Origin of the sequence: Allotamlana fucoidanivorans, from assembly GCF_045788535.1 — a bacterium.
Lineage (GTDB): Bacteria > Bacteroidota > Bacteroidia > Flavobacteriales > Flavobacteriaceae > Allotamlana > Allotamlana fucoidanivorans.
In genome coordinates this window covers 3,697,373-3,720,000 of the sequence record NZ_CP074074.1, presented here as the reverse complement: position 1 = coordinate 3,720,000, position 22,628 = coordinate 3,697,373, and the positions used below count along the sequence as shown (strand labels likewise).

16 protein-coding genes (1 of these 16 cut by a window edge) are annotated in these 22,628 nt (G+C 35.0%); 8 read left to right on the top strand and 8 right to left on the bottom strand.

The genetic code is table 11. The features are described from left to right. A protein-coding gene (locus KFZ70_RS15830) for a tetratricopeptide repeat protein (RefSeq protein ID WP_139698777.1) crosses the window boundary here: on the top strand, positions 1 to 2,680 show its 3' portion. Its footprint begins 764 nt before the window's first position; the window shows 2,680 of its 3,444 coding nt (coding positions 765-3,444); its start codon lies beyond the left edge, outside the window; the stop codon is at positions 2,678 to 2,680. Between the two features lie 53 nt (positions 2,681 to 2,733). On the opposite strand, the gene KFZ70_RS15825 is transcribed toward KFZ70_RS15830, so the two are convergent. The 6 genes from KFZ70_RS15825 to KFZ70_RS15800 all read right to left on the bottom strand — a co-directional run bounded on the left by KFZ70_RS15825 (position 2,734) and on the right by KFZ70_RS15800 (position 11,224). Then, positions 2,734 to 3,147, bottom strand: coding sequence for a DsrE family protein (locus KFZ70_RS15825; RefSeq protein ID WP_139698776.1), 414 nt, complete (start codon positions 3,145 to 3,147; stop codon positions 2,734 to 2,736). A 16-nt stretch (positions 3,148 to 3,163) separates the two neighbouring features. Continuing rightward, a complete protein-coding gene (locus KFZ70_RS15820) occupies positions 3,164 to 3,841 on the bottom strand; it encodes a Tat (twin-arginine translocation) pathway signal sequence containing protein (RefSeq protein WP_139698775.1) in 678 nt (225 codons plus the stop codon). A gap of 2 nt (positions 3,842 to 3,843) precedes the next feature. Continuing rightward, positions 3,844 to 4,875, bottom strand: a complete 1,032-nt coding sequence (locus KFZ70_RS15815; RefSeq protein ID WP_139698774.1) for a c-type cytochrome — start codon at positions 4,873 to 4,875, stop codon at positions 3,844 to 3,846. A gap of 288 nt (positions 4,876 to 5,163) precedes the next feature. Continuing rightward, a complete protein-coding gene (locus KFZ70_RS15810; protein WP_139698773.1) occupies positions 5,164 to 8,577 on the bottom strand; it encodes a 4Fe-4S binding protein in 3,414 nt (1,137 codons plus the stop codon). Positions 8,578 to 8,646: 69 nt separating this feature from the next. Further along, positions 8,647 to 9,201 carry an OsmC family protein gene (locus KFZ70_RS15805; protein WP_139698772.1) on the bottom strand — a complete coding sequence of 185 codons (555 nt, stop codon included), beginning with the start codon at positions 9,199 to 9,201 and terminating at the stop codon, positions 8,647 to 8,649. A 187-nt stretch (positions 9,202 to 9,388) separates the two neighbouring features. Further along, positions 9,389 to 11,224, bottom strand: coding sequence for a sigma 54-interacting transcriptional regulator (locus KFZ70_RS15800; protein WP_139698771.1), 1,836 nt, complete (start codon positions 11,222 to 11,224; stop codon positions 9,389 to 9,391). 135 nt (positions 11,225 to 11,359) lie between these two features. Here KFZ70_RS15800 and KFZ70_RS15795 point away from each other — a divergent pair, with 135 nt between their 5' ends. The 7 genes from KFZ70_RS15795 (at position 11,360) to KFZ70_RS15765 (ending at position 20,218) form a co-directional block, all read left to right on the top strand. Continuing rightward, on the top strand, positions 11,360 to 13,393 hold the full coding sequence (locus KFZ70_RS15795; protein ID WP_139698770.1) for a FlgO family outer membrane protein: 2,034 nt from the start codon (positions 11,360 to 11,362) through the stop codon (positions 13,391 to 13,393). A 151-nt stretch (positions 13,394 to 13,544) separates the two neighbouring features. Next, the gene (locus tag KFZ70_RS15790; protein WP_139698769.1) at positions 13,545 to 14,858 is read left to right on the top strand and encodes a TolC family protein; all 1,314 of its coding nucleotides are present in this window, start codon (positions 13,545 to 13,547) and stop codon (positions 14,856 to 14,858) included. A 9-nt stretch (positions 14,859 to 14,867) separates the two neighbouring features. After that, positions 14,868 to 15,941 (top strand): efflux RND transporter periplasmic adaptor subunit, encoded by a 1,074-nt coding sequence (locus KFZ70_RS15785; protein WP_139698768.1) that lies wholly within the window; start codon positions 14,868 to 14,870, stop codon positions 15,939 to 15,941. A gap of 107 nt (positions 15,942 to 16,048) precedes the next feature. Further along, positions 16,049 to 19,243, top strand: a complete 3,195-nt coding sequence (locus KFZ70_RS15780) for an efflux RND transporter permease subunit (protein WP_139698767.1) — start codon at positions 16,049 to 16,051, stop codon at positions 19,241 to 19,243. Positions 19,244 to 19,256: 13 nt separating this feature from the next. Continuing rightward, entirely contained in the window at positions 19,257 to 19,562 is a 306-nt protein-coding gene (locus KFZ70_RS15775) for a hypothetical protein (protein WP_139698766.1), read from the top strand. A gap of 57 nt (positions 19,563 to 19,619) precedes the next feature. Then, positions 19,620 to 19,805 (top strand): DUF2892 domain-containing protein, encoded by a 186-nt coding sequence (locus KFZ70_RS15770; RefSeq protein WP_199240703.1) that lies wholly within the window; start codon positions 19,620 to 19,622, stop codon positions 19,803 to 19,805. Between the two features lie 74 nt (positions 19,806 to 19,879). After that, on the top strand, positions 19,880 to 20,218 hold the full coding sequence (locus tag KFZ70_RS15765; RefSeq protein WP_139698764.1) for a DUF4870 domain-containing protein: 339 nt from the start codon (positions 19,880 to 19,882) through the stop codon (positions 20,216 to 20,218). Between the two features lie 203 nt (positions 20,219 to 20,421). Here the strand turns inward: KFZ70_RS15765 and KFZ70_RS15760 are convergent, their stop codons facing one another. Both KFZ70_RS15760 and KFZ70_RS15755 read right to left on the bottom strand, forming a co-directional pair. Then, complete coding sequence (locus KFZ70_RS15760; protein ID WP_139698763.1) at positions 20,422 to 21,522, bottom strand: glycoside hydrolase family protein; 1,101 nt, start codon at positions 21,520 to 21,522, stop codon at positions 20,422 to 20,424. 40 nt (positions 21,523 to 21,562) lie between these two features. After that, a complete protein-coding gene (locus tag KFZ70_RS15755; RefSeq protein ID WP_139698913.1) occupies positions 21,563 to 22,570 on the bottom strand; it encodes an IS30 family transposase in 1,008 nt (335 codons plus the stop codon). Positions 22,571 to 22,628 lie beyond the last annotated feature (58 nt).

Sequence of the window (22,628 nt, the reverse complement as noted above, 5' to 3'; positions counted from 1 at the left end):
TTATGAGTCTCTAGGTAAAGTATCAAATTTAAAAGGTAATTATTTAGATGCTTTAATGTATCATAAAAAAGCTTTAGACTTAAGAGAAGGTTTAAACCAAAAAAGAGAACTTTCCTTTAGTTATCATGAATTAGGTAAGAATTATTTAGAACTAAAAAATTATACAGAAGCCGAAGTATGGTTAAGAAATTCTTTAGCTATAACAGAAGCTATTGGCGATAAAGAAAAATCAAAAGAAAACTACGTTTTATTATCACGGTTATTTTCTGAAACAGGAAATTTTAAGGAAGCCTATCAGTTTAGTAAACGTTTGTTGAGAGTAAAAGATAGCTTGTATAATACGGTTAAGTCTAGACAAATTCAAGAACTTCAGGCTAAATTTGATTTAGAACAAAAACAGAATGCCATATCTAATTTACAGAAAGAATCAGAGATTTCACAATTGAAACTTAAAGAACAAACCGTTTTCAGAAATATTATGATTGCTGTTGCTGTGGCTACCATTATAGTCTCGTTTTTATTGTTTCATAGGTATAAAACCATTCAGAGAATTAAGATTTCTAATAGAGAAAAAAAGTTGCAACTCCTTGAAGAACAACGAAAAACGGACATTGAAAAACAACGCGTAGCAGAGCTAGAGAAAATAGATAAGTTAAAAGATGAGTTTTTAGCCAATACATCACATGAATTAAGAACCCCACTAAACGGAATTATTGGTTTATCAGAATCTTTAAAAGATAATTTAGCAGGCAAATTACCAGATAAAGACATTGAAAATTTAGAAATGATCATGTATAGCGGGAAACGTTTATCAAACTTGGTAAATGATATTTTAGATTTTTCTAAATTGAAAAATAAAGATTTGAATCTTGATGTAAAACCGGTGGATTTATATCCGCTGGTCAATTTGGTTTTAAAAGTATCTGCGCCTTTAGCAAAAGGAAAACCAATTCATTTTATAAACACTATTCCAAGGGATGTTTTATTGGTAAATGCTGATGAGAATAGATTGCAACAAATCTTTTATAATTTAATAGGCAACGCCATTAAGTTTACTGAAAAAGGTGAAATAAAAATGAGTGTTTCTCAAGAGAATGACATGCTCGCTATTTCAGTTTCAGATACGGGTATAGGGATTTCAAAGGATAAATTTCAACAAATTTTCAAGTCTTTTGAACAGGTTGACGCTTCAATTGAAAGACAGTACGGGGGTGCTGGTTTGGGGCTTTCTATTACCAAACAATTAGTAGAGTTGCATGGTGGTACTATTAAAGTACACTCTGAAATTAACCAAGGATCAAATTTTGTTTTTACCATACCCTTAAGTGATAAAAAACGTACCGAACTTCATTTTGACTATAACTCTAGTCCTAATATTCAAGAGCTTAAGGACGATTCCATTGCAGTAATTCAAAAAGAATCAATAGATAAAACATCAGAAATAACCATTTTAATTGTTGATGATGAATCTATTAACAGACGTGTTCTTGAAAACCATTTAAGCATTGCAGGCTATCATGTTGAAGAAGCAAATAGTGGAAAAGAAGCCTTAGAGCGCTTAGAGAAAGGAGAAATGTTTAATCTCATACTCTTAGATGTTATGATGCCAAACATGTCAGGTTATGAAGTTTGTGAAGAGATAAGAAAAAACTATTTGCCAAGTGAGTTGCCTATAGTATTGTTAACTGCAAAAAATAGGGTGAGTGATTTGGTTATTGGTTTTAATGTTGGGGCTAACGATTATTTGACAAAACCTTTTTCTAAAAATGAGTTGTTAAGCAGAATAAAAACACATTTAAACCTTCATGGTATACATAAAGCCGCCAGTAAATTTGTGCCTACTGAGTTTTTAAAATCAGTGGGACGAGAAGCTGTGACCGATGTGGTTTTGGGAGATCATAAAGAAAAGGAAGTTACTGTATTGTTTTCTGATATTAGAGATTACACCAGCTTATCAGAATCTATGAGCCCAGAACAGAACTTTAAATTTGTGAATGCTTATGTAGGGCGCATGGGACCCAAAATTCAAAAGAACAAGGGGTTTGTAAATCAGTATCTAGGGGATGGGATTATGGCCTTATTTCCAAAAACAGCAAACAATGCTTTGCAGGCCTGCATAGAGATGCAAAAAGAAATATCTAAGTATAATATTCAAAGAGAGAAAGATGGGTATACTGTATTATCTGTAGGGATGGGGTTGCACACTGGTGCATTGGTTATGGGGATTATTGGGGATACGCATAGAAATGATACAGCTATTATTTCAGATACGGTGAATACAGCGTCTAGGATGGAAGGGGTAACCAAATATTTTGGAGCTAAAATTATTATTAGTGGCGAAAGCCTTGATAGTATTCAAAATAAGGATGACTTCAATTTTAGATATTTAGGAAAGGTACGGGTAAAGGGGAAAAAAGATGTGGTAGATATTTACGAATGTTTTGATGGCGATGAAGCCACTTGTATTAAGCTAAAAAAAGCAACATTAAGGGATTATGAAAAAGGATTGAATTGCTTCTTTAACAAGGAGTTTCCTCGAGCTTCGGCAGCATTTGACAAAGTGTTAACCAAAAACCCAGAAGATAAAGTAGCCAAATATTTTGTTACAAAATCTGCCGAGTTTACACTTTCAGGACCTCCAACAGATTGGGATAAAGTAAATACGATTGACACAAAATAATATAAGCATAAAATTTAGAGACACCTCCCTAAATTTTATGCCTGATTTAAAAACTATTGGCCTTCTTTGATATAGCCCCAACCTTCACTTTGCTTAGAAACAATCTCCAATATTCCATCGGGAACAGACTTAACACCTGTAATTATTTGTGAGTCATCTACGTTGTGGCGTTTCATGGTGCCTTGACAAATTACAAAATCTATGTTTTTATTTTTTACAAGATTTTCTATGTCTTTAGCCACTACAGATTTGTCTTTAAGCACCATATTCATAGCCCCACTATACATAACAACTTCAAATTTAGATTCAGGATAAGCCTGAGACATGGCTTTTACATGCCTAACAGTAGATTGATGTACCTTGGTATTACCACTTGTAACATCAAAAACAATTTTTACAGGCTTCATTTGTGCAAAACTAAAAAAGGTTATGAAGCAGGTCATTAATAAATTTAAAAGAATTTTCATAATAATCGCTTTTTATTTATTCGCCAGCAAAAATATAGCCGCATCCATGAGCTTGCGCCCGTGCAAGTGCCCAAACACCTGATGGCACCAGCTTAACTTCAGAAAGCATGCCGTCAATCCAATCTTGGTATACTTCCTCTGGATTTAATCCCATTTTTTCAGCTAGTTTATTGCTATACACTTTGGTTGCCAAATCGCATGCACAAAACATAGCTCCTCTCTCGTGTAAACTTTTTAACCCTCCAGGGCCGTTAATGGGGTAATCTCCATCTTTCGGTTCATAATATGGGTTTCTTACGGCAAAATCACCCGTATAATCTTTAACGCCAAAAAATTCACCAAGTTTATATTTGGCCCATAAATCATCATTAAAAGCTATGCACAAACCACTGTGACGTATTACAGTCATGGCGGTAATATCACTATCAGGGGATCCCGTTGAATTGTTACTTAGATAAAAAGCCCAATTCCAAAGAATAGGGAGTCCCATGTGAGGTGTAGAACCATCATAAACAACACGGTGTGTGCCTTTTATTTTGTCAAACCAATCTTCTGTTTCATTCATTTTTTTATCATCAAAAATGTTAGAATTGGCATAGATTGGATTAGCGAGTACAGAAATGGTACTAGCTGTTGCACCTAGTGCAAGTGCGCCTAAGAATTGTCTTCTTGAATTACTGTCATTTGTTTTCATAATTATTTGGTTTTTGTGATGTTGAATTTTTCTTTATAATAAGCCATAATGGGCTGAAAAGGGCCTTTTTGATGCTGCTCAACAGGAAAACTATCTGCATAGGGCGGGTATGGTGTTGAAACAGGTTTCTTTTTTAAATCTGGAAAATCTTTTTCAGGATGACTCTTTTTAGGTCGATCTTGACTGTTTATAAATCCAGCCACATCATAGGCTTCTTCATCGGTTAATACAGGGGCATAATAGTTTGTTCCAAAGGGCATATTACCTTTTATAAATTGAGCGGCCGTTATTACACGTGTCATTCCAGCACCATGATTGAATGAGTTTTCACCCCATAGCGGTGGATATTCATAAGTGTACCCATCAACAGATTTGACACCTTGACCATTTGTACCATGACATACAATACAGTGTTTAAAAAACACGACTCTACCATGGTCAAGGTCTACCGCTCGGTTAGGAATCTTAATTTTTAAAAAACCTTTACCTTTAATATTTCCATCACTGGGAGCATAGCGGCTTAACCAATTAAGGTAGGCAACAAGAGCTCTCATTTCTTTGCCATCTGTTGGAAGTATTTTTCCATTCATGCTGCGTTCCATGCAGCCATTGATACGTTCTTCAATAGTACCTATTTTATTTTCTCTTCCTCTAAATTGTGGAAACCGCTGAATGATACCAATCAAAGGAGCCGAATACGCTTTTGTGCCAGAGTTCAGATGACAATTTTTACAGGCTAACCGATTCCCTTGATAAATCATTTCAGGATTACCGTTGTCAGGGCCTATGTATTGCGGGGTTTTTTGAAAAAGTGCCATGCCATATTTTAATAGTTCATTTTCTTTTGAATCATTTAAAACAGAGGCATCATAATCCATATAGTAATAACTGGGTAGATTTTCTTTCGCCTGAAATATGTCTGACGGAATGGCGCCAAAACAGTATAGCATAAATAGAAATGCCATTACTATAATGCTTCCAAAATAGATAACTACAATCTTAATAAGTTTTTTATGTGAATGGTCTTTTTTCATTTAAACAGTTGATATAGCATGTAAAGAAATGGAGCACAAATAGTTGTTTACCTCGACTTAAGAAGTAATAGTTCAGCAGATAAAAATTTAGGGCATGCTTTTGTTATAGATTAAGATTGTGACTACGGTGTAAACAAATCTTAGAGAGAGGGATGAACACTTAATCTAATACTCTAATTTACAAAAAAATACGTTTCATTTTATTGTTGTTGTTTTTAGTTTTATTTTAAATATGGCTTTGAGTAAAGCGCATATTCAGAATCTTGCTCTAATTTAAGTACATGGCAGTTAAATTAAATGGGTGTTTAATGTAAAAGACATGTACTTGTTAAATCGCATAATAATTTGTTTTTGCAATTGGGTGGTATCTGTTTTCTGCCAGCCCGACGTGTTATTATAGAACTTATAAAAGCGTTGTTCATGTTTTAAATAATCTTCAATTGTAATAGAAGGCGCTTTAGAATCTAGTACAAAACTATTTTGTTTTCTGGGTTCACGTCTGTATAATAACCACAGACCAGAATGTACCACTCCTTTATGGTATAGGCTAGGTTGTGTCATATCTATACCATGAGCTTGACTATGGCAATAGGCTATTATTATTGAAGGACCATCAAAAGACTCTGCTTCTGTAAACGCCTTTAATGTTTGCTCGGGGTTGGCACCCATAGCAACCGAGGCTACATATATGTTATCATAGGTCATGGCTAACCTTCCAAGATCTTTTTTTTGCTTTTGTTTTCCATTAAAAGCAAATTTGGACGATGCTCCAAATGGCGTGGATTTTGAAGCTTGAGCCCCAGTGTTATCATAAACTTCGTTATCTAATACCAGAATATTTACATTTTCACCAGAAGCTAAAACATGATCTATACCACCATAACCAATATCATAAGCCCAGCCGTCGCCACCAACAATCCAAACGCTCTTTTTTACTAAACTATCAACTGTATGCAACAGTTTTTTAGCTGTTGTAGACGATTCTTTTTTTAAGATGTTTTTTAATTTGGTAATGCGTTTGCGTTGTTCGTTTATTTCAAATTCATCGGATTGTTTAGCATGTATTATGGCATAAATTAAATCATGATGTAGTGGTAAATTCAACTTCTCCAGTAAATTTTTGGCTTGCTTTTCTTGTTGATTTAATGACATTCTGAAGCCTAAACCTAGTTCGGCGTTATCTTCAAATAGTGAATTAGACCAAGCAGGACCAAGACCATCCCTATTCTTTGACCAAGGTGTTGTTGGTAGCGCTCCACCAAAAATTGAACTGGCTCCTGTGGCATTTGCTATAAGTAACCTATCACCATACAATTGAGATATTAACTTTAAATAAGGCGCTTCACCACAGCCTTTAACACCTGTAGAATATTTAAATAAGGGCTCTTGAAGTTGTTGTTGACTCATTTTGTTGTTATCAATTTTTGTACGATCAAATTCAGGAATAGCTTCAAAGGCATCCCAATGTTCTTTTAATGTTTTGGTGTGTTGAGGAACTAACTTTAATGCATGAGGTTCACACGCATCAACACAATGATTACAAGCATTACATTGATCAGGATGTATGTTTAAGGCGTAGTTCATTGTATCAAAATCAATTGAAGGTATCTGTTTAAATGCTTTTGGAGTCTTTAACTTTGTAGAATCATCAAATACTTTAATTCTTAAAGCGCCTTGAGGACATACCATGCTGCATAACCCACATTGCGTACATAAATCAGTGTCCCACTCAGGTGTATATGGGGTGTTTATAGCAGGGCTATATATAGATGTGTTAGACGGATATGTGCCATCTGTGGGGAGTAAACTAACAGGAACATCATTTCCTTTTTGTTGTAATAGTTGTCCTAGTAAACTATTAAGAAATGCGGCGTCAAAGTGGTTGACCTTTTCAAATTCTTGTGATGGTTTTGAAGTGTCTACTTTATAAATAAATTCAGATAAAACCTTCATGTCTTCATCCTTACAGAAGCGTTTATTTAATGCCAGAAAACAGGCGTGAAATTCTGAAATACCATCTATAAGGTTAAAATTATGCAGTTTAATTTCTTCGATGTTTACTACAAATAGTTCCATGTTTTTATCCTTAATCTGCTTTTGTATACTGTTAGATAAGGATTGCCATATGGCTTTTGATGTTTTTGAGGTGCTTATTAAAAGTGTACCTTTAGGTTTTAGGTGGTTTACAGCGTGTTCAATATGTTTGTTTTCTGGGTTTTGACAGCCTATAAAATTTGCCCTTTCAATTAAATAAGGCGCTTTAATGTCTCTAGAATCTACACGAAGATGGGTAAGTTGTAAGGTATTAGATTTTTTATAATCGCAGGCCGTATAGGCTTGAACCTGTATATTTTGTTCGCAGCCTATACGTTTTAACGTATTTATGAAACTAGTTGTTATTTCTGTTGACTTTTCTTGATAAAAGATAGCTTGAAACTCATAATCTGCAACCTCAAATTCATCCGAAAAAGGAAGACTCAAATGGGTAACATTGTCATTTATCCCCACAGTAAAATGATTTTTAGGGCGTTTTTGCTCTAAATTATTGAATACAGCTTTTACCATGGCTGGTGTAAATTCTTTTGAGGATAAGCCGTAACGTCCTCCAATAATGTTAGGTAATCGGTGAATTTCTTTATTTTGATGGGCGGTAGCAATGGCTTGAATAATATCTAAATATAGGGGCTCGCCTGTACTTCCAGGTTCTTTAGTTCGGTCTAAAACAGCTACCGATGTTACCGATTTTGGAAGTACTTTTAAAAGGTGTTTTATACTGAACGGTCTGAACAATCTAACTTTTATTAAGCCATATTGTTTTCCTTCTTTATTTAATTGATTTATTGTTGTTTCTATGGTATCTGTTGATGACGCCATTGCTACAATGATGTGTTTTGCTTTTGGATGTCCGTAATAATCAAAAGGCTGATAAAATCGTCCCGTTAGTGTTCCAAATTCATGCATTTTATGCGTCACAATATCAGGACAAGCGTCATAAAAGGAATTAATAGCTTCCCGACTTTGAAAAAACACATCAGGCCCTTGAGCCGTTCCTTTAATTGTTGGTGAATTAGGATTTAAAGCACGAGATTTAAAATGCTTGATATCATTTTGATTGATTAATGTTTGAATAATATGGTCGTTAATTACATTAATTTTACTGTATTCATGAGAGGTTCTGAAACCATCAAAAAAATGAATAAAAGGTATTTGGGCTTGTAAGGAAGCAGCTTGTGCAATTAAAGCCAAGTCATGGGCTTCTTGCACTGAAGCACTGCTAAGCATGGCGTATCCTGATTGACGAACCGCCATAACATCACTATGATCTCCAAAAACGGAGAGCGCATGTGTAGCAATAGAGCGCGTAGCCACATGAATAACATTAGGCATGAGTTCGCCTGCAATTTTATACATATTAGGGAGCATGAGCAATAAGCCCTGCGAAGCCGTAAATGTAGTGCTTAGTGTTCCTGTTTGTAGGGCACCATGCATGGCACCAGCAACGCCAGACTCACTTTGCATTTGAAAAACAGAAGTAGAGTTACCAAAACTATTGGGGATGTTTTCGGCATGCCATTGCTCAATAAGTTCACTCATGTCAGAAGCTGGGGTAATAGGATATATTGGAAAAACCTCGTTAGTTTTATAAGCTATTTGTGCTACAGCTTCATTGGCTGTTAAGATGCTAGACGTTGAAGTTTTCATTGTTTTTTTATTATAACTGTTAAAAAAACAAGGTTGTTCCGCATGGAGCAACCTTGTATGAGGGGGAATTTACTCTTTGATTATTTCTATCTTTACTGGAGTAGGATTTGAAATCATGTCAAATACAGGTGAGAATTTTGCTAATTTTTCAAGTTGTTCCGCTGGGGCATCCGATTTTACTTTCAATCGCATCGTAATGCCATTAAAGCCTGTTCTTACTTCTGGATCTAATCCTAAAAAACCATGCAAGTCGGCATTTCCAACAATGCTTGATTCTGCCCCTTCAATGTCAATACCATTGGCAGCGGCATGATATACCATAGCGCCAGTTAAACAGGAACTTAAAGCATGTAATACAACCTCAGGAGGTGTTGGTGCCTCATCTTGTCCTAATAATACTTGTGGGTGACTACATTCCATAGAGAAGGTTTTTGCACGTGTTGTGTCTTCTTGACCTGCTCCATAAAATTCTTTTACACTGCTCACGCAATGACCTCCATCTATCCAATTATTCTTAGCTCTAAATTCAAATTTTGCTAATTCTGGTTGTGCTTGAATGTGTTCAATAGTTGCAACTAACTGATCTACGTTTACGCCGTTTTTTACATTTGCTGTTGAAATCATGTTTTCTGAATTTTAATGTGTTATTAATTGATTTTTAAATGTTTGACTTGTTTAAAGCGAATGCTGTGCCAAACTAGTTAACTGTCTTAAAATCAACAATATACATTGTTTGTTTGAATGTAAAATGCTTACGATATTTCGTTTATTTATGAAATATCGTTACCTGATTAATGAGATTTCGTGAATTTTAAACGGGGCGTTCTATTTTTAACGCTTTTATTCTCGAAGCTAAAGTAGTTGGTGGTATTTGTAGTAATTCTGCGGCTCCCTGTTTACCCGAAATTTTCCATTTTGTTTGCTTCAATGCTTTTAAAATGTTTTCTTTCTCTAAAGTTATAAGTTCCTTTGACGTCAATACTCTATCATTGCTAACAGGTGCATCTTTATGATGTAATACTAGGGTATTAGGAATTATAGTTTGCCAGTTAATCATGCCGTTTTCAGAAACAATAACGGCACGCTCTATTAGGTTTTGAAGTTCTCTTACATTTCCTGGCCAATGATATGAGGTAAGAAGGGCTTTGTCTGCCTTAGTAAGATGAATGGTAGTTTTATGCAACTTTTTTGAAAACAGGTTAATCATTTCTTGAGCAATTAAGCAAATATCTTGTTCTCTATCACGAAGGGCAGGAACTTCAATAGGGAAAACATTTAACCTGTAAAACAGGTCCTCTCTAAATTTCCCAGAATGGGAACGTTCTAGCAGATCTCTATGTGTAGCAGCAATAATTCTTACATCTACTTTAATCGTTTCTGAACTTCCAACAGGATCAAATTCACCTTCTTGAATAACACGAAGTAATTTTGGTTGCAACTCTAAAGGCATTTCACCAATTTCATCTAAAAAAATAGTGCCTTTGTCTGCTAATAAAAATCGACCTTTTCTACTCACAGTTGCACCTGTGAAAGCGCCTTTTTCATGACCAAATAATTCACTTTCTATTAAGTTGGCAGGAATGGCACCACAATTAATTCTAATAAGCGGTTTATCATTTCTGTTACTTTCTTTGTGAATAGCTCGGGCAATAAGTTCTTTTCCAGTTCCAGTTTCGCCATGAATTAAAACGGTTGCATCTGTTTTAGCAACTTGATGAACAAGATTTAGAGCTTTTTTCATGCTATGATGTGCTGCAATGATGCCATAGCTGCTGGTAAGTTCTTTTATCTCTTCTTCAAGATATTTCGTTTGTTTTGTTAGCAGTTTAATTTTGTCCTCTGTTATGAGACGCTCTTCAATATTCCTTAAAATAAGTGTGAAAAAAGTTTCAGAACCATGCCCAGATTTACTTATGGTACCTTCATTGATTGTATGCGTGTCTTTTGATCCGATTACCGTAATAGTATCAGGTAAATAGTTGTTTACAGTAGATGCATTGGCAATTCCAGATTCAACAAGCGTTTCAATGAGGTTAGCACTCTGTTCATCAAAAAAGAATAACACATTGCGCTGCAATACATCTTCATTTTCAAATAATAGATTTGCTGATGGATTGGTTAACACTATTTTAAATTGCGTGTCGAACATAATAATGGCATCCATAGCACCATTTATTAAACCACTTATTTTGTTATTAGTACGTTCAATTTCCAGCTTAGATGAGGCCAAGCGTTCTTGAATCAGATCTAATTCTCTATGACGTTTAATCATGGCTGCCAAAATACCTTGCGAAAATCCAATATCATGTTTCATAAGGTTTATAAATGCCTCTCGTTCAATTTTTAAAACCGTTGTCTTTTCTAGGGCTGTTGCTGATGCTGATCGTGTTTCGTTATCAATTAGAGCGTATTCTCCAAAACAATCACCCGTAGAAAGAGTATCATAAACATGGTCTTTATCATGAATCTTAACAGTACCGTTTAGAATAACATACATGGTATGACCTACAGTATTTTTCTCAAAAATAGTTTCGTTTTTTATATAAAAATCATCGCTAAGCTGATTGGCTAGCTGTTTTAATGATGTTTTAGAAACCTCAGAGAAAAAAGAAATATTAGACAGGAAATCTTCAAGATTTTTAGACACTTTTATTAAAATTTAGTTGGCAACCTAAAGTTAAAGATATTAATTATTTGTCAGGTTTAAGGCACGTAATTTTTTTGATAGTCATCTTGTTTCATGATAATTGATTAAATTAGTAATACCTAACCTATAACCAAAATGCCAAGTCAGAGACAACTTGCAGCCATAATGTTTACTGATATTGAAGGGTATACCTCTTTAATGCAGCAAGATGAGGTAGAAGCGGTTTTAATAAGAACACGTCATAGAACTGCTTTTGAAATAACTACAGAGGCTTATAATGGTAAAATTATTCAATATTTTGGTGATGGTACGCTTAGTGTGTTTAAAAGTACCATGGAAGCTGTAGAGTGTGCCATTGAATTACAAAAAGCGTTTTCTGAGGAGCCAAAAATTCCAGTTCGTATAGGTATTCATGTGGGTGATATTATTCAGTCTCAAGATGATATTATTGGCGATGCCGTTAATGTAGCATCAAGAGTTGAATCTTTGGGTGTTGCAGGTTCTATTTTGATATCTGATAAAGTGAACGATCAATTACGAAATAAGAATAGCATAAAAACACAGTTTATTGATGCCGTTGAATTCAAGAATGTTAATCGGGTTATTCCCATTTTTGCAATCATTAATGGAAACCTTGTGGTGCCTAAAAAGGAAGATCTTTTAGGAAAAACGAAGCCAAAAGATTTTGAAGAGTATAAAAAGTATAGGAAGAAAAGTTTATATGTTTTGGGGGTACTTTCAGTCATAATTTTAGGTCTGGTTTATTTCATGATGCATAATATTGATGATAACCATATAAAAGAAGCCACCTTGGCCGTACTTCCTTTTGCTAATATGAATAACGATGACCAACCAGATATCTTTGCCGATGGTATTACTGAAGATATTATAACACATCTTTCAAAGATTCAAAATTTACAAGTTATTTCAAGAGCTTCGGCCATGCATTATAAGAATTCTAAAAAAACATTACAGGAAATAGCAAAAGAGCTTGACGTGAATTATATTTTAGAAGGTAGCGTAAGGGTAAATAATAATCAAGTTCGCATAAATGCCAACCTAGTTGATGCAGCCAATAATAAAAACCTATGGGCTGATAATTATGATAACCCTCTAATAGAAATTTTCAAGATTCAAAGTAACGTTTCCAGAGATATTGCTAGCGCATTACAAATAACATTAAGCGAAGGTGAAGTTTTAAGAATAGATAATGAACCCACAAAAAATGCAGAAGCTTATACCGCATTTAAGGAGGCACAAATGTATTTTCACAGAGGTGGAGGAAAGGTTGAAGAGCTTAAAAAAGCAGAGAATTTATTTAAAAAAGCCATTGAATATGACCCTGAGTTTTGTAGAGCTTATGTAGGTGTAGCTGAAACTTATATGGAATATATATTTTGGGGTAGGGAATCGCCCAAAAAAATGTTAGAACTAGCATCAACACCAGCATTAACCGCTCTGGCTATTAATGCAAATGATGGCGGAACCTTTGGAGCATTAGGAGCTATAAGTTACTATAAATATGAAAAAGAAACCGCTATAAGGTATTTAAAAAAAGCTATTGAGCTTAACCCTAGTTATGTGGGAGCCTACAATAAACTTGCATGGATTTATGCTTTTGAAGGCAATATAGAGCTTATGGAAAAGAACTTTAATCAAGTTTTAAAGTTAGATCCCTTATCAACAAAATATATTGGCGATATGGGACAAGCTTATTATTACTTAAATGAATTTCAAAAAGGAATCGATTTAATGAATAAATCGTTAATAAAATTTCCTAATGACAATATGCTAAAATGGATAAAAGCATCTAATCTTTCGGGTTTAGGAAGGTATGAAGAGGCTATTGAGATTCTCGCCTCAAGAAGTGTAGCTTCAAATACCAATTGGTTGCTGGGCTATTGTTATGGTATGATTGGTGCGTTTGATAAAGCCAAGGCTATTTTAGAATATCAGCTCAATAAAAATAAATTGGTTTATGTGCCAGCCTATATGATAGCCACTATTTATATTGGGCTTGACGATCGTGAAAATGCTATAAAATATTTAGAGAAAGATTATGAGTTTGGTGGTCAAGGTCTTTTCTTTTGGGGACTCAAACAGGATGTTAAATTTAAATCGCTTCACAATGACCCCCGTTTTATAGCCTTATTGAATAGGGTTCCTTAATTCTTCATCTTTAGGTTTTTATTACTGCTATACATTTTGATTTTTTGTGTTCTAATATTTTCTGTTTTTATACAATGTAAAAACGTTAAGTAACTAAGGTTACTTCGAGTAAAAAACACCACTATACTTTTGTAGTATTAAAATTAATATTATGAAAACGTATTTAGGTGTTTTTACATGTTGTGTCCTAAGCCTTGCTTGGTCTGTTAAAGGACAAAATACCACTGAGATCTCTATAGATGAAGTCCTTTTAAAAGTAAATCAAAACAATCATACGCTAAAAATATCAAAAGAGAATTTCAATGAAGCACTAGCAGATTACAGACAAACCAATGCGGTGTTTTTGCCAAATATTACGGTATCTCATACTGGGCTAGCTACCACAAATCCGTTGATGGCTTTTGGTTCTAAATTAAATCAAGGCATCCTTACAACCTCCGATTTTGACCCGAATTTACTTAACAATCCAGAACAAACACAAAATTTCGCCACACTTATAGAAGTTAAGCAGCCGCTTTTAAACATTGATGGATTTTATCAAAGGAAAGCCGCTAAAAGTACAATGGAAGCTATGTCTTTACAAACAGAGAGAACATCAGACTATCTGAATTTTGAAGTTCGTAAAGCCTACATGCAACTTCAGTTAGCTTATAAAGGTGTTGCTGTTTTAGAAAAAGCTATGAAAGCAGCGCAAGCCAACCAATCATTAGCTAATCATAGTTTTAAGCAGGGGTATATGCAACGTGCCGATGTTTTGGCTGTTGAAGTTAGAGTTATAGAGGTGACTAACCAACTTCAAATGGCTAAAAGCCATGTTAATAATGCGTCTAATTATTTATCTTTTTTAATGAATGATGAAGCGTCTTTGATTTTAAAACCATCTGATGAGCTTGTGCTAAATACTTTGCAAATGCGGATCATAGAAACAGTGCCAGAGGAACGTGCTGATATCAAAGCAATGGCAATGGCTTCGCAGGCTTATAAAACCCAACATACCTCAGATAATTTAAGTTTTTTACCAACATTAAATGCTTTTGGTAGCTATGAACTTTATGATGAAAATATCTTTCAAGGTGGGGCAAGTGGCTATGTGGTTGGAGCTCAATTAAGTTGGACTGTTTTAGATGGTACAAAACGTTTTGGTAAAGCTAAAAAGAGCAAGGCAGCATATGAAAAAGCTAAGTTGGAATATGATCAGTATGTTTCAAAGAGCCAATTAGAATTGAATAAAGCCAGACGTATGTTACGGGATGCAGATAACAATATTAAGTTATCAAAATTAGCTATGGAACAATCTGAAGAGTCCTTAAGAATTAGAACAAACCGTTTTGAAGAAGGTTTAGAAAAAATGTCAGATTTACTGTTGGCTGAAACTCAATTTGCACAAAAGGAATTAGCCTATTACCAAGCTATTTATGAATACAATTATGCGCAAGCATATCTAGAATATTTAACCAAAGAATAAACATTGAAAATGAAAAGAATATATACCATACTCACTTTAGCTGTTAGTTTATTGTTTTTTAATTGTAACAGTGAAAATAAACAAGACCATTCAAATACAGAGCCAGCCATATCGGTAAAAGTTCATCAGGTTACAGATGGCAATGCCTCGTTTTTGTCTGTTAGTGGAAAAATAAAAGCCGTAAATAGTGCCACGTTAAGCACCAGAGCCATGGGGTATGTAAACCGTGTTCCTGTTAATATTGGTGATTCAGTAAAAAAAGGACAGCTTTTAGTAGCCATTCATAATGCCGATTTACAGGCTAAAAAGGCTCAAGTAGATGCTAATATCACAGAAGCCACGGCTGCTTTTACAAATGCAGAAAAAGATTATATGCGTTTTAAAAGTTTGTTTGAAGATCAGAGCGCTTCACAGAAAGAGTTAGATGACATGACGGCTCTTTATGAAATGGCCAAAGCGCGTTTAGAAGGCGCTAAACAAATGAAAAATGAGGTGAATGCTCAGTTTGAATACACCAATATTACGGCACCTTTTAGCGGTGTTGTTACTAGAAAAACTATTGAAAAAGGTGATATGGCTAATCCTGGGCAGGCGTTAATTGCTATAGAGTCACCCGATACTTTTGAAGTATTGGCTAGGGTTCCAGAAAGTGAAATTTCTCAAATAAAAAAAGGCATACAAGTTAACGTACATGTAAAGGCTGCAAACCAAATTATAACCGGAAAAGTAGATGAGGTAAGTACATCGGCAGTGCAAACAGGAGGACAATATTTAGTAAAAATAGGGTTGGATAAAACCAAAGCAAAAATTTTATCTGGAATGTATGCCACTGTACAATTTCCTGTGGAGCGAAAAACAAAAAGTGGTATGGTTTTAATAGCAAAAACAGCCATTATTAATAAGGGACAGCTCTCTGGTGTTTATACTGTAAGTCAAAGTAATACAGCCCTATTACGATGGTTACGGTTGGGAAGAACTTTTGGAGAGGATGTAGAAGTACTATCTGGGTTACAAGCTAATGAAAGTTACATTATTTCGGCTGAAGGAAAATTATATAACGGCGCCAAAGTGTCTATTCAATAACAAAACGTTGCGTTAGGGATAGCAGTGAAAATCCTTTTTTTGCTTAGCTCAATGGCAAAAAAAGATTGTAATGTATAGCCCGTTTAAACGCCCAAAAAAATACATATATGAAAGAAGGTTTTGCAGGAAAAATAGCTAAGGTCTTTATGAATTCTAAGCTAACAGTGCTCTTGATGATTGTTTTTATGGTTATAGGGGTGTATAGTTCGTTTTTAATTCCGCGAGAGGAAGAGCCTCAAATAGATGTGCCAATGGCTGATATTTTTGTGGGGTATCCAGGTGCGAGCCCTACTGAAGTTGAATCTAGAGTGGTAAAGCCTCTGGAGCAATTAATATCTAATATAAAAGGCGTAGAGTATGTGTATTCTACATCAATGAAAGAAAAAGCCATGGTGATTGTTCAATTTTACGTGGGTGAAGATATTGAACGTTCTTTTGTAAAACTCTATAATGAGATTAACAAACACATGGATGAAATGCCAGAGGGCGTTACGTTTCCGTTGGTAAAAACTCGGGCTATTGATGATGTTCCTATGCTAGGTTTAACCTTATGGAGTCAACACTATAGTGATTATCTACTAGGGCAAATGGCTCAGGAGTTAGAAGCCGAAATAAAAAAAGTTAATGATGTAGCTATTACACACAAAATAGGAGGAAGGCAACGTGAAGTTCGCGTGGTTTTAGATAAAGATAAGTTAGCCGCAGCAGGTCTAGATTTCTTGTCAGTTTCAGAGATGATTAAAGCGAATAATGTCCAATTGAATTCAGGGGTTTTCCATAAAAATGATACCGAGTTCGTTGTAAACACTGGTAAGTTTCTAGAAACGGTAACTGATGTTGAAAATTTGGTTGTTGGAGTACAGCAAAATCAACCAATTTATTTGAAACAAGTGGCTGCTATTCTTGATGGCCCAGAAGTGCCAAGACATTATGTTAGTTTAGGTTTTGGTCAAGCTAGTGAAAAAGCTGAGCAATATAATTCAGAGTATCCAGCGGTGACTATTTCGGTAGCTAAGAGAAAAGGGGCTGATGCGATGAAAATAGCCGATGTGATTATTGACAAGGTAGATCATTTGCGTAAAACCTTAATTCCTGATGATGTACATGTTGAGGTTACCCGAAATTATGGAGAAACGGCTTCCCATAAAGTATCAGAACTCTTATTACATCTTATAGGTTCTATCATAGCAGTAACTTTTGTAGTGATGCTAGCTATGGGGTGGCGTGGCGGATTGGTGGTGTTCTTATCGGTTCCCATCACTTTCGCATTGACCCTACTTAGTTACTATATGTTAGATTATACGTTAAACCGTATCACGCTTTTTGCCTTAGTGTTTGTTACTGGTATTGTTGTAGATGATTCCATTATTATAGCCGAAAATATGCACCGGCATTTTAAAATGAAGCGGTTACCTTTTAAGCAAGCGGCTTTATATGCCATTAATGAGGTAGGTAATCCTACTATATTGGCAACATTTACCGTTATAGCTTCGGTTTTACCAATGGCTTTTGTTTCTGGTTTAATGGGACCCTACATGGCGCCTATGCCAATAGGAGCTTCAATAGCTATGATTTTATCTTTGTTTGTAGCCTTAACCATTACCCCATATTTAGGGTATATTTTCTTGCGAGAAAAAGAAAAAGCGGGAGCTACGGAAAAGCCAAAAAAGGCATTAGAAGACACCTATATTTATAGGATTTATGACAAGTTTGAACGTCCTTTAATAGAAAATTCTAAAAAGCGCTGGTTGTTTTTAGGGTTAACGTTTGCGTTGCTTTTAGGGTCTATGATGCTTTTTTTTACAAAGTCTGTTGCTGTGAAAATGTTACCGTTTGATAATAAGAATGAATTTCAAGTGGTTGTTGATATGCCCGAAGGTACCACTTTAGAGCGCACAGCTGTAGTTGTTAAAGAAATTTCACAATACCTTGCAACAAGGCCAGAGGTTGTAAATTATCAAAATTATATTGGTACATCGGCACCTATAACATTTAATGGGTTGGTACGTCATTATGATTTGCGTGGTGGAAGCAATATGGCCGATATTCAAGTGAATTTGGTTGATAAAGGAGAGCGCTCAGCACAGAGTCATGATATTGCATCTTTGTTACGTCCAGATATTCAAAATATTGCTTCAAAATATAATGCCAATGTAAAAATAGTAGAGGTGCCACCTGGCCCACCAGTGTTATCTACTTTAGTGGCTGAGGTTTATGGACCCGAGTATGCCCAGCAAATGGAAGTGGCTAATCAGGTAAAGGAAATTCTACATAACACGGTTGATGTAGTAGATGTAGATTGGATGGTTGAAGCTGATCAGGTAGAATATCAGTTTACTATAGATAAAGAAAAAGCGATGTTATATGGTGTAGCCCCTAAGCAGATTGCGTATACCATGCATATGGCATTATCTAATAAGCCATTAACTACACTTTATGATGAAGATGCCGTGACCCAAATAGGTTTGGTATTAACGCTTGATGAAAAGGAAAAATCTACGGTTCCAGATATTTCACAATTACAGGTGAAATCTTCACAAGGGCATTTAGTCCCTATTGCAGATTTGGTAGATATTTCTGAAACAGCCAGTGCAAAAAGTATTTATAGAAAGAATCAAAAACGTGTGGTGTATGTCATGGCAGATATGGCTGGTGCATTGGAAAGTCCGGCATATGCTATTTTGGGTATGGAAGAAAAGTTAAAGGACATTCCATTACCACAGGGGTATACCATTAATGAAATGTATTTGGGGCAGCCCGAATACGAAGATGATTACACTATAAAATGGGATGGAGAGTGGCAAATAACCCTTGAAGTTTTTCGCGATTTAGGAATTGCCTTTTTAGGAGCCATTATTCTCATTTATATTTTAATTGTTGGATGGTTTCAAAACTTTAAAGCTCCTGTTGTTATGATGGTAGCTATTCCGTTATCCCTTATAGGAATTGTTTTAGGACATTGGCTTATGGGCGCCTTTTTTACAGCAACGTCATTTATTGGTATGATTGCTCTAGCGGGAATTATGGTGCGTAATTCGGTACTATTGATTGATTTTATAAATCTGCGCTTAGAAGAAGGTATACCTCTTAAACAGGCAGCTATTGAAGCTGGTGCTGTAAGAACAACCCCTATTTTACTCACAGCGGGTACGGTAGTTATTGGAGCATTTGTTATTCTTTTTGATCCTATTTTTCAAGGATTAGCCATATCGCTTATGGGTGGAACCATAGTGTCTACGGTCCTAACGCTGTTGGTTGTGCCGTTGGTGTATTATATGATTGAACGTAAAAACTATAAATAAAAACATAAAGCCAATGAAATTAGTAATGGTAACGGCCGTAGAAGTGTTTCATAAAGAGATTATAAAACTCTTTAGGCAAGCTGAGATACATCACTTTAGTGAAGCAAAAATTGATGGTTATAAATTTGGTAATGAAAACGAATCTGTGTCTAATTGGTTTGGAGCCGAGCGCGGTGGAAATCAGTCCATCATGTTTTTTTCGTTTACCGATGCTCCACATATAGAGGTCTTGTTTGTTTTAATAAAGGAATTCAACAAACATTTAGAAACCAATAATCCACTTAGAGTAGCAGTGGTACCTATTGAGAAATTTATGTAAAGTATATCATTTTTTTTGATATCAATAAAAAATTAGTCATTTTAAAATCTAAGCATTATGAAAAATAGAATTGTAAGAGGTATAGCAGGAACTTTTATATTAGTTAGTTTGTTGTTAGCCATATATGTAAACATTAACTGGTTATGGTTTACAGCTTTTGTAGGTGCCAATTTATTACAGTCGTCCTTAACAAAATGGTGTTTAATGGACACGATTTTGGAAAAACTAGGCATAAAAGATTGATTTTAATTCATGAGGTGTAACATTTTTGATGGTTTTGCGTCATATACATGTAAATCAATCAAAAAAACACCATCATGAGGCAAGATAATCAATTAATAGTCATCACACACTTAAGCCAATTAGTTACTTTGGTGCTAGGTTTTGGTAGTTTATTGTTACCCTTAGTGTTGTGGTTAACACAAAAGGATAAAGTGTATCAAATGGATGCTCACGGAAAAAACATAGTTAATTTTCAATTAAGTCTTATGATTTATTGTTTGATATGTATTCCGTTAATATTATTTTTTGGACTAGGGTTGTTAGGCTTTATAATTCTTGGCCTTATATCTGTCGTTTTTCCTATTGTTAATGCAGTAAAAGCGAGTAAAGGAGAGGTACCAACCTACCCATTATCTTTTAATTTTATTAGTTAATGAATAAAGAAAAAAAATAAAATATTCTTATTATCTCTTAATTTTATTGGTTAGTTTAGTTAGTATGAGATAAACTTAACGCCCACTAATTTGGTGGGCGTTTATTATTTTTTAAACCTGAAGCTAGGGTTTTAAATATTTTTTTTGAGAGGGGATCGGTACTATGATGCTCTCCATTGTGTAAGTTTTTTTTGAGCTGTCAATTAATCTTGCTTAAGCGGAATACACAATGAATACGTATCGACGACACCATCTTTTATCGTTAAAATTCCTCCTGTCATGACTAAAGGTTTGCCATTTTCCATATATATACCCATCCTTTCGTAACGTTGAACAGGTACTACATTGCCATCGGTTGTTTTATAAGCTTTGTCTGCAACTTTATAATATTTTGCACGTTGCCAATTTAAACCATCGGTTGATGTAATCATTCCCATATAACCGAATGCATGATACAGGTTATAATAGCGCTTACGTTCAGTGTCATACCAAACTTCTGGGTCTTCTGAGTTGTAATTTATAACAACAGGTTTAGGTTGCATTTTCCAAGGACCAATCGGGTTGTCTGCTAATAAGACAGCCTGCATTCTAATAATTTTATCAAATGGTTGATCTGGTTGATCCCCTCTAATAATCATTAAATAACCACCATCTGGACGTTTAGTGACTGTAACGTTATTTGATTGGTTGGCAATTGGGAGTTGAGGCTCAAATACGGGTCTGTCAAAACGTTTCCAAGGTCCTTCAATGTTATCAGAGACTGCAACTCCGATACGTTGGTTTAATCGCAGCATATTTCTTAGGTTACCAGGTTTCCATCCCGTATGCCTAATTTCTTCAAGTTGCTCTTGCGTTAAATTCATATTACCTGAATTAGTTGACATATAATAGAGGTAATATTTGCCATCAAATTTGTAGGCCTTACTGCAGTGTACCGTATACTGATCCCAAAAACTACCACCTCGTGCCTTTAAAACCTCTTGTACTTTTTTCCAAGGGCCTGTTGGACTATCAGAGACCGCTCGCGATACGATGCCATCTGTTAACCAAGAACAAAACCCATGTTTTCTTGGCATCTGGTCATAAAACAAATGGTATTTACCATCATCACTTTTTATGATGGTGGACCCCCAATTGAAATATTCATCATCGTGAAAAATATTGTCTTCAGACACATCTTGCATAGCAGCTGTTAAGTTGTAAGTATCTGTGTTTTGAGCCTCCATAGCCAACGGGAGCCCTAATGAGATTAAAGAAAATAATAGAAAACCGAATAGTGAACAACGTAATTTTTGTTTTATCATGTCTTATATACATTTATGTGATTTAAATTACAAGCTGAGTTCAACCCATAAGTGCAACACACTTATTATTTAGGACTTCAATAGGGTTATTATAATTAAACTTTCTAATAGGTCTGTAATTTAGTAATTTTTCAACTTCTTTTATTCTTTTGATTGATACTTCTCTAAGGTCTGTTTTCTTTGGAAAAAACCTTCTTATAACGCCTATTCTATTTTCTACTGTTCCTTTATCCTGAGAGGTATATGGTCTTGTAAAGTATGTTTTTACATTTAAGTCTTTCGCTATTTTATTGTGTTGTGCAAATTCTTTTCCATTATCAAAAGTTATGGTCTTTATCCAAGATGAGTTAAAGTTTGTGAGTCTTTTACTCATTTTTTGATAGACTTCATCTGCATTTTTACTACCCAGTTTTTCTATCATAGTTATCAATGTTGTTCTATCTGTCATTACTAATAACGCTGATTTGTGGTTGCTTCCCATCATTAAATCTACTTCTATATCTCCAATGCGAGAACGTTGGTTTACGACCTGGGGACGTTTATCTATGCCTACGCGCCCTGTTATTGCACCTCGTTTATCCTTTACATTGTTCCTTTTTTGCCTTCTACCTGTATGGCGTAGGTGTTTGTAAAGGTTCTTGTAGCGTTTGTGTTTTCTATGATTGCTATGTTTTGCAGTCCATATCCATTTATAAATAGTCTCGTGACTCACGCAGGTTTCAGCTTCTTTAGCAAGTCTTTTAGCTATGAGTTCTGGGCTCCATTTCTCATATTCCATTAATCCAGCAATACGTTCTTTAAGCTGATCTGTCAACGCTATAGACTTTGTTTTGGTACAATGCCTGTCATTTGTCTTTTGATGGGCGTGTTCTGGCAAGTATTTACCAGATGTTCGGCCTCTACTTGGTGTATTCCTCTTTAATTCTCGTGATATACTACTCTTATTAAAACCTATTGTTTTAGCTATTTGAGTAATACTTATTCCTGCATCTAATAACGCAGAGATTTGATACCTTTGTGGTAAGGTCAATTGTTTATAATGTTTCATCCAAAACGAATATAAATATTGAGCCTAAAATAGATGGGGCTAGCCCCATCTATTTTAA

Bases quoted from the DNA above. Each gene is read 5' to 3' on its own strand.
- KFZ70_RS15825 (WP_139698776.1), bottom strand. From the start codon at position 3,147: ATGAAAATTCTTTTAAATTTATTAATGACCTGCTTCATAACCTTTTTT.
- KFZ70_RS15820 (WP_139698775.1), bottom strand. From the start codon at position 3,841: ATGAAAACAAATGACAGTAATTCAAGAAGACAATTCTTAGGCGCACTT.
- KFZ70_RS15815 (WP_139698774.1), bottom strand. From the start codon at position 4,875: ATGAAAAAAGACCATTCACATAAAAAACTTATTAAGATTGTAGTTATC.
- KFZ70_RS15810 (WP_139698773.1), bottom strand. From the start codon at position 8,577: ATGAAAACTTCAACGTCTAGCATCTTAACAGCCAATGAAGCTGTAGCA.
- KFZ70_RS15805 (WP_139698772.1), bottom strand. From the start codon at position 9,201: ATGATTTCAACAGCAAATGTAAAAAACGGCGTAAACGTAGATCAGTTA.
- KFZ70_RS15795 (WP_139698770.1), top strand. From the start codon at position 11,360: ATGCCAAGTCAGAGACAACTTGCAGCCATAATGTTTACTGATATTGAA.
- KFZ70_RS15790 (WP_139698769.1), top strand. From the start codon at position 13,545: ATGAAAACGTATTTAGGTGTTTTTACATGTTGTGTCCTAAGCCTTGCT.
- KFZ70_RS15785 (WP_139698768.1), top strand. From the start codon at position 14,868: ATGAAAAGAATATATACCATACTCACTTTAGCTGTTAGTTTATTGTTT.
- KFZ70_RS15780 (WP_139698767.1), top strand. From the start codon at position 16,049: ATGAAAGAAGGTTTTGCAGGAAAAATAGCTAAGGTCTTTATGAATTCT.
- KFZ70_RS15775 (WP_139698766.1), top strand. From the start codon at position 19,257: ATGAAATTAGTAATGGTAACGGCCGTAGAAGTGTTTCATAAAGAGATT.
- KFZ70_RS15770 (WP_199240703.1), top strand. From the start codon at position 19,620: ATGAAAAATAGAATTGTAAGAGGTATAGCAGGAACTTTTATATTAGTT.
- KFZ70_RS15765 (WP_139698764.1), top strand. From the start codon at position 19,880: ATGAGGCAAGATAATCAATTAATAGTCATCACACACTTAAGCCAATTA.
- KFZ70_RS15760 (WP_139698763.1), bottom strand. From the start codon at position 21,522: ATGATAAAACAAAAATTACGTTGTTCACTATTCGGTTTTCTATTATTT.
- KFZ70_RS15755 (WP_139698913.1), bottom strand. From the start codon at position 22,570: ATGAAACATTATAAACAATTGACCTTACCACAAAGGTATCAAATCTCT.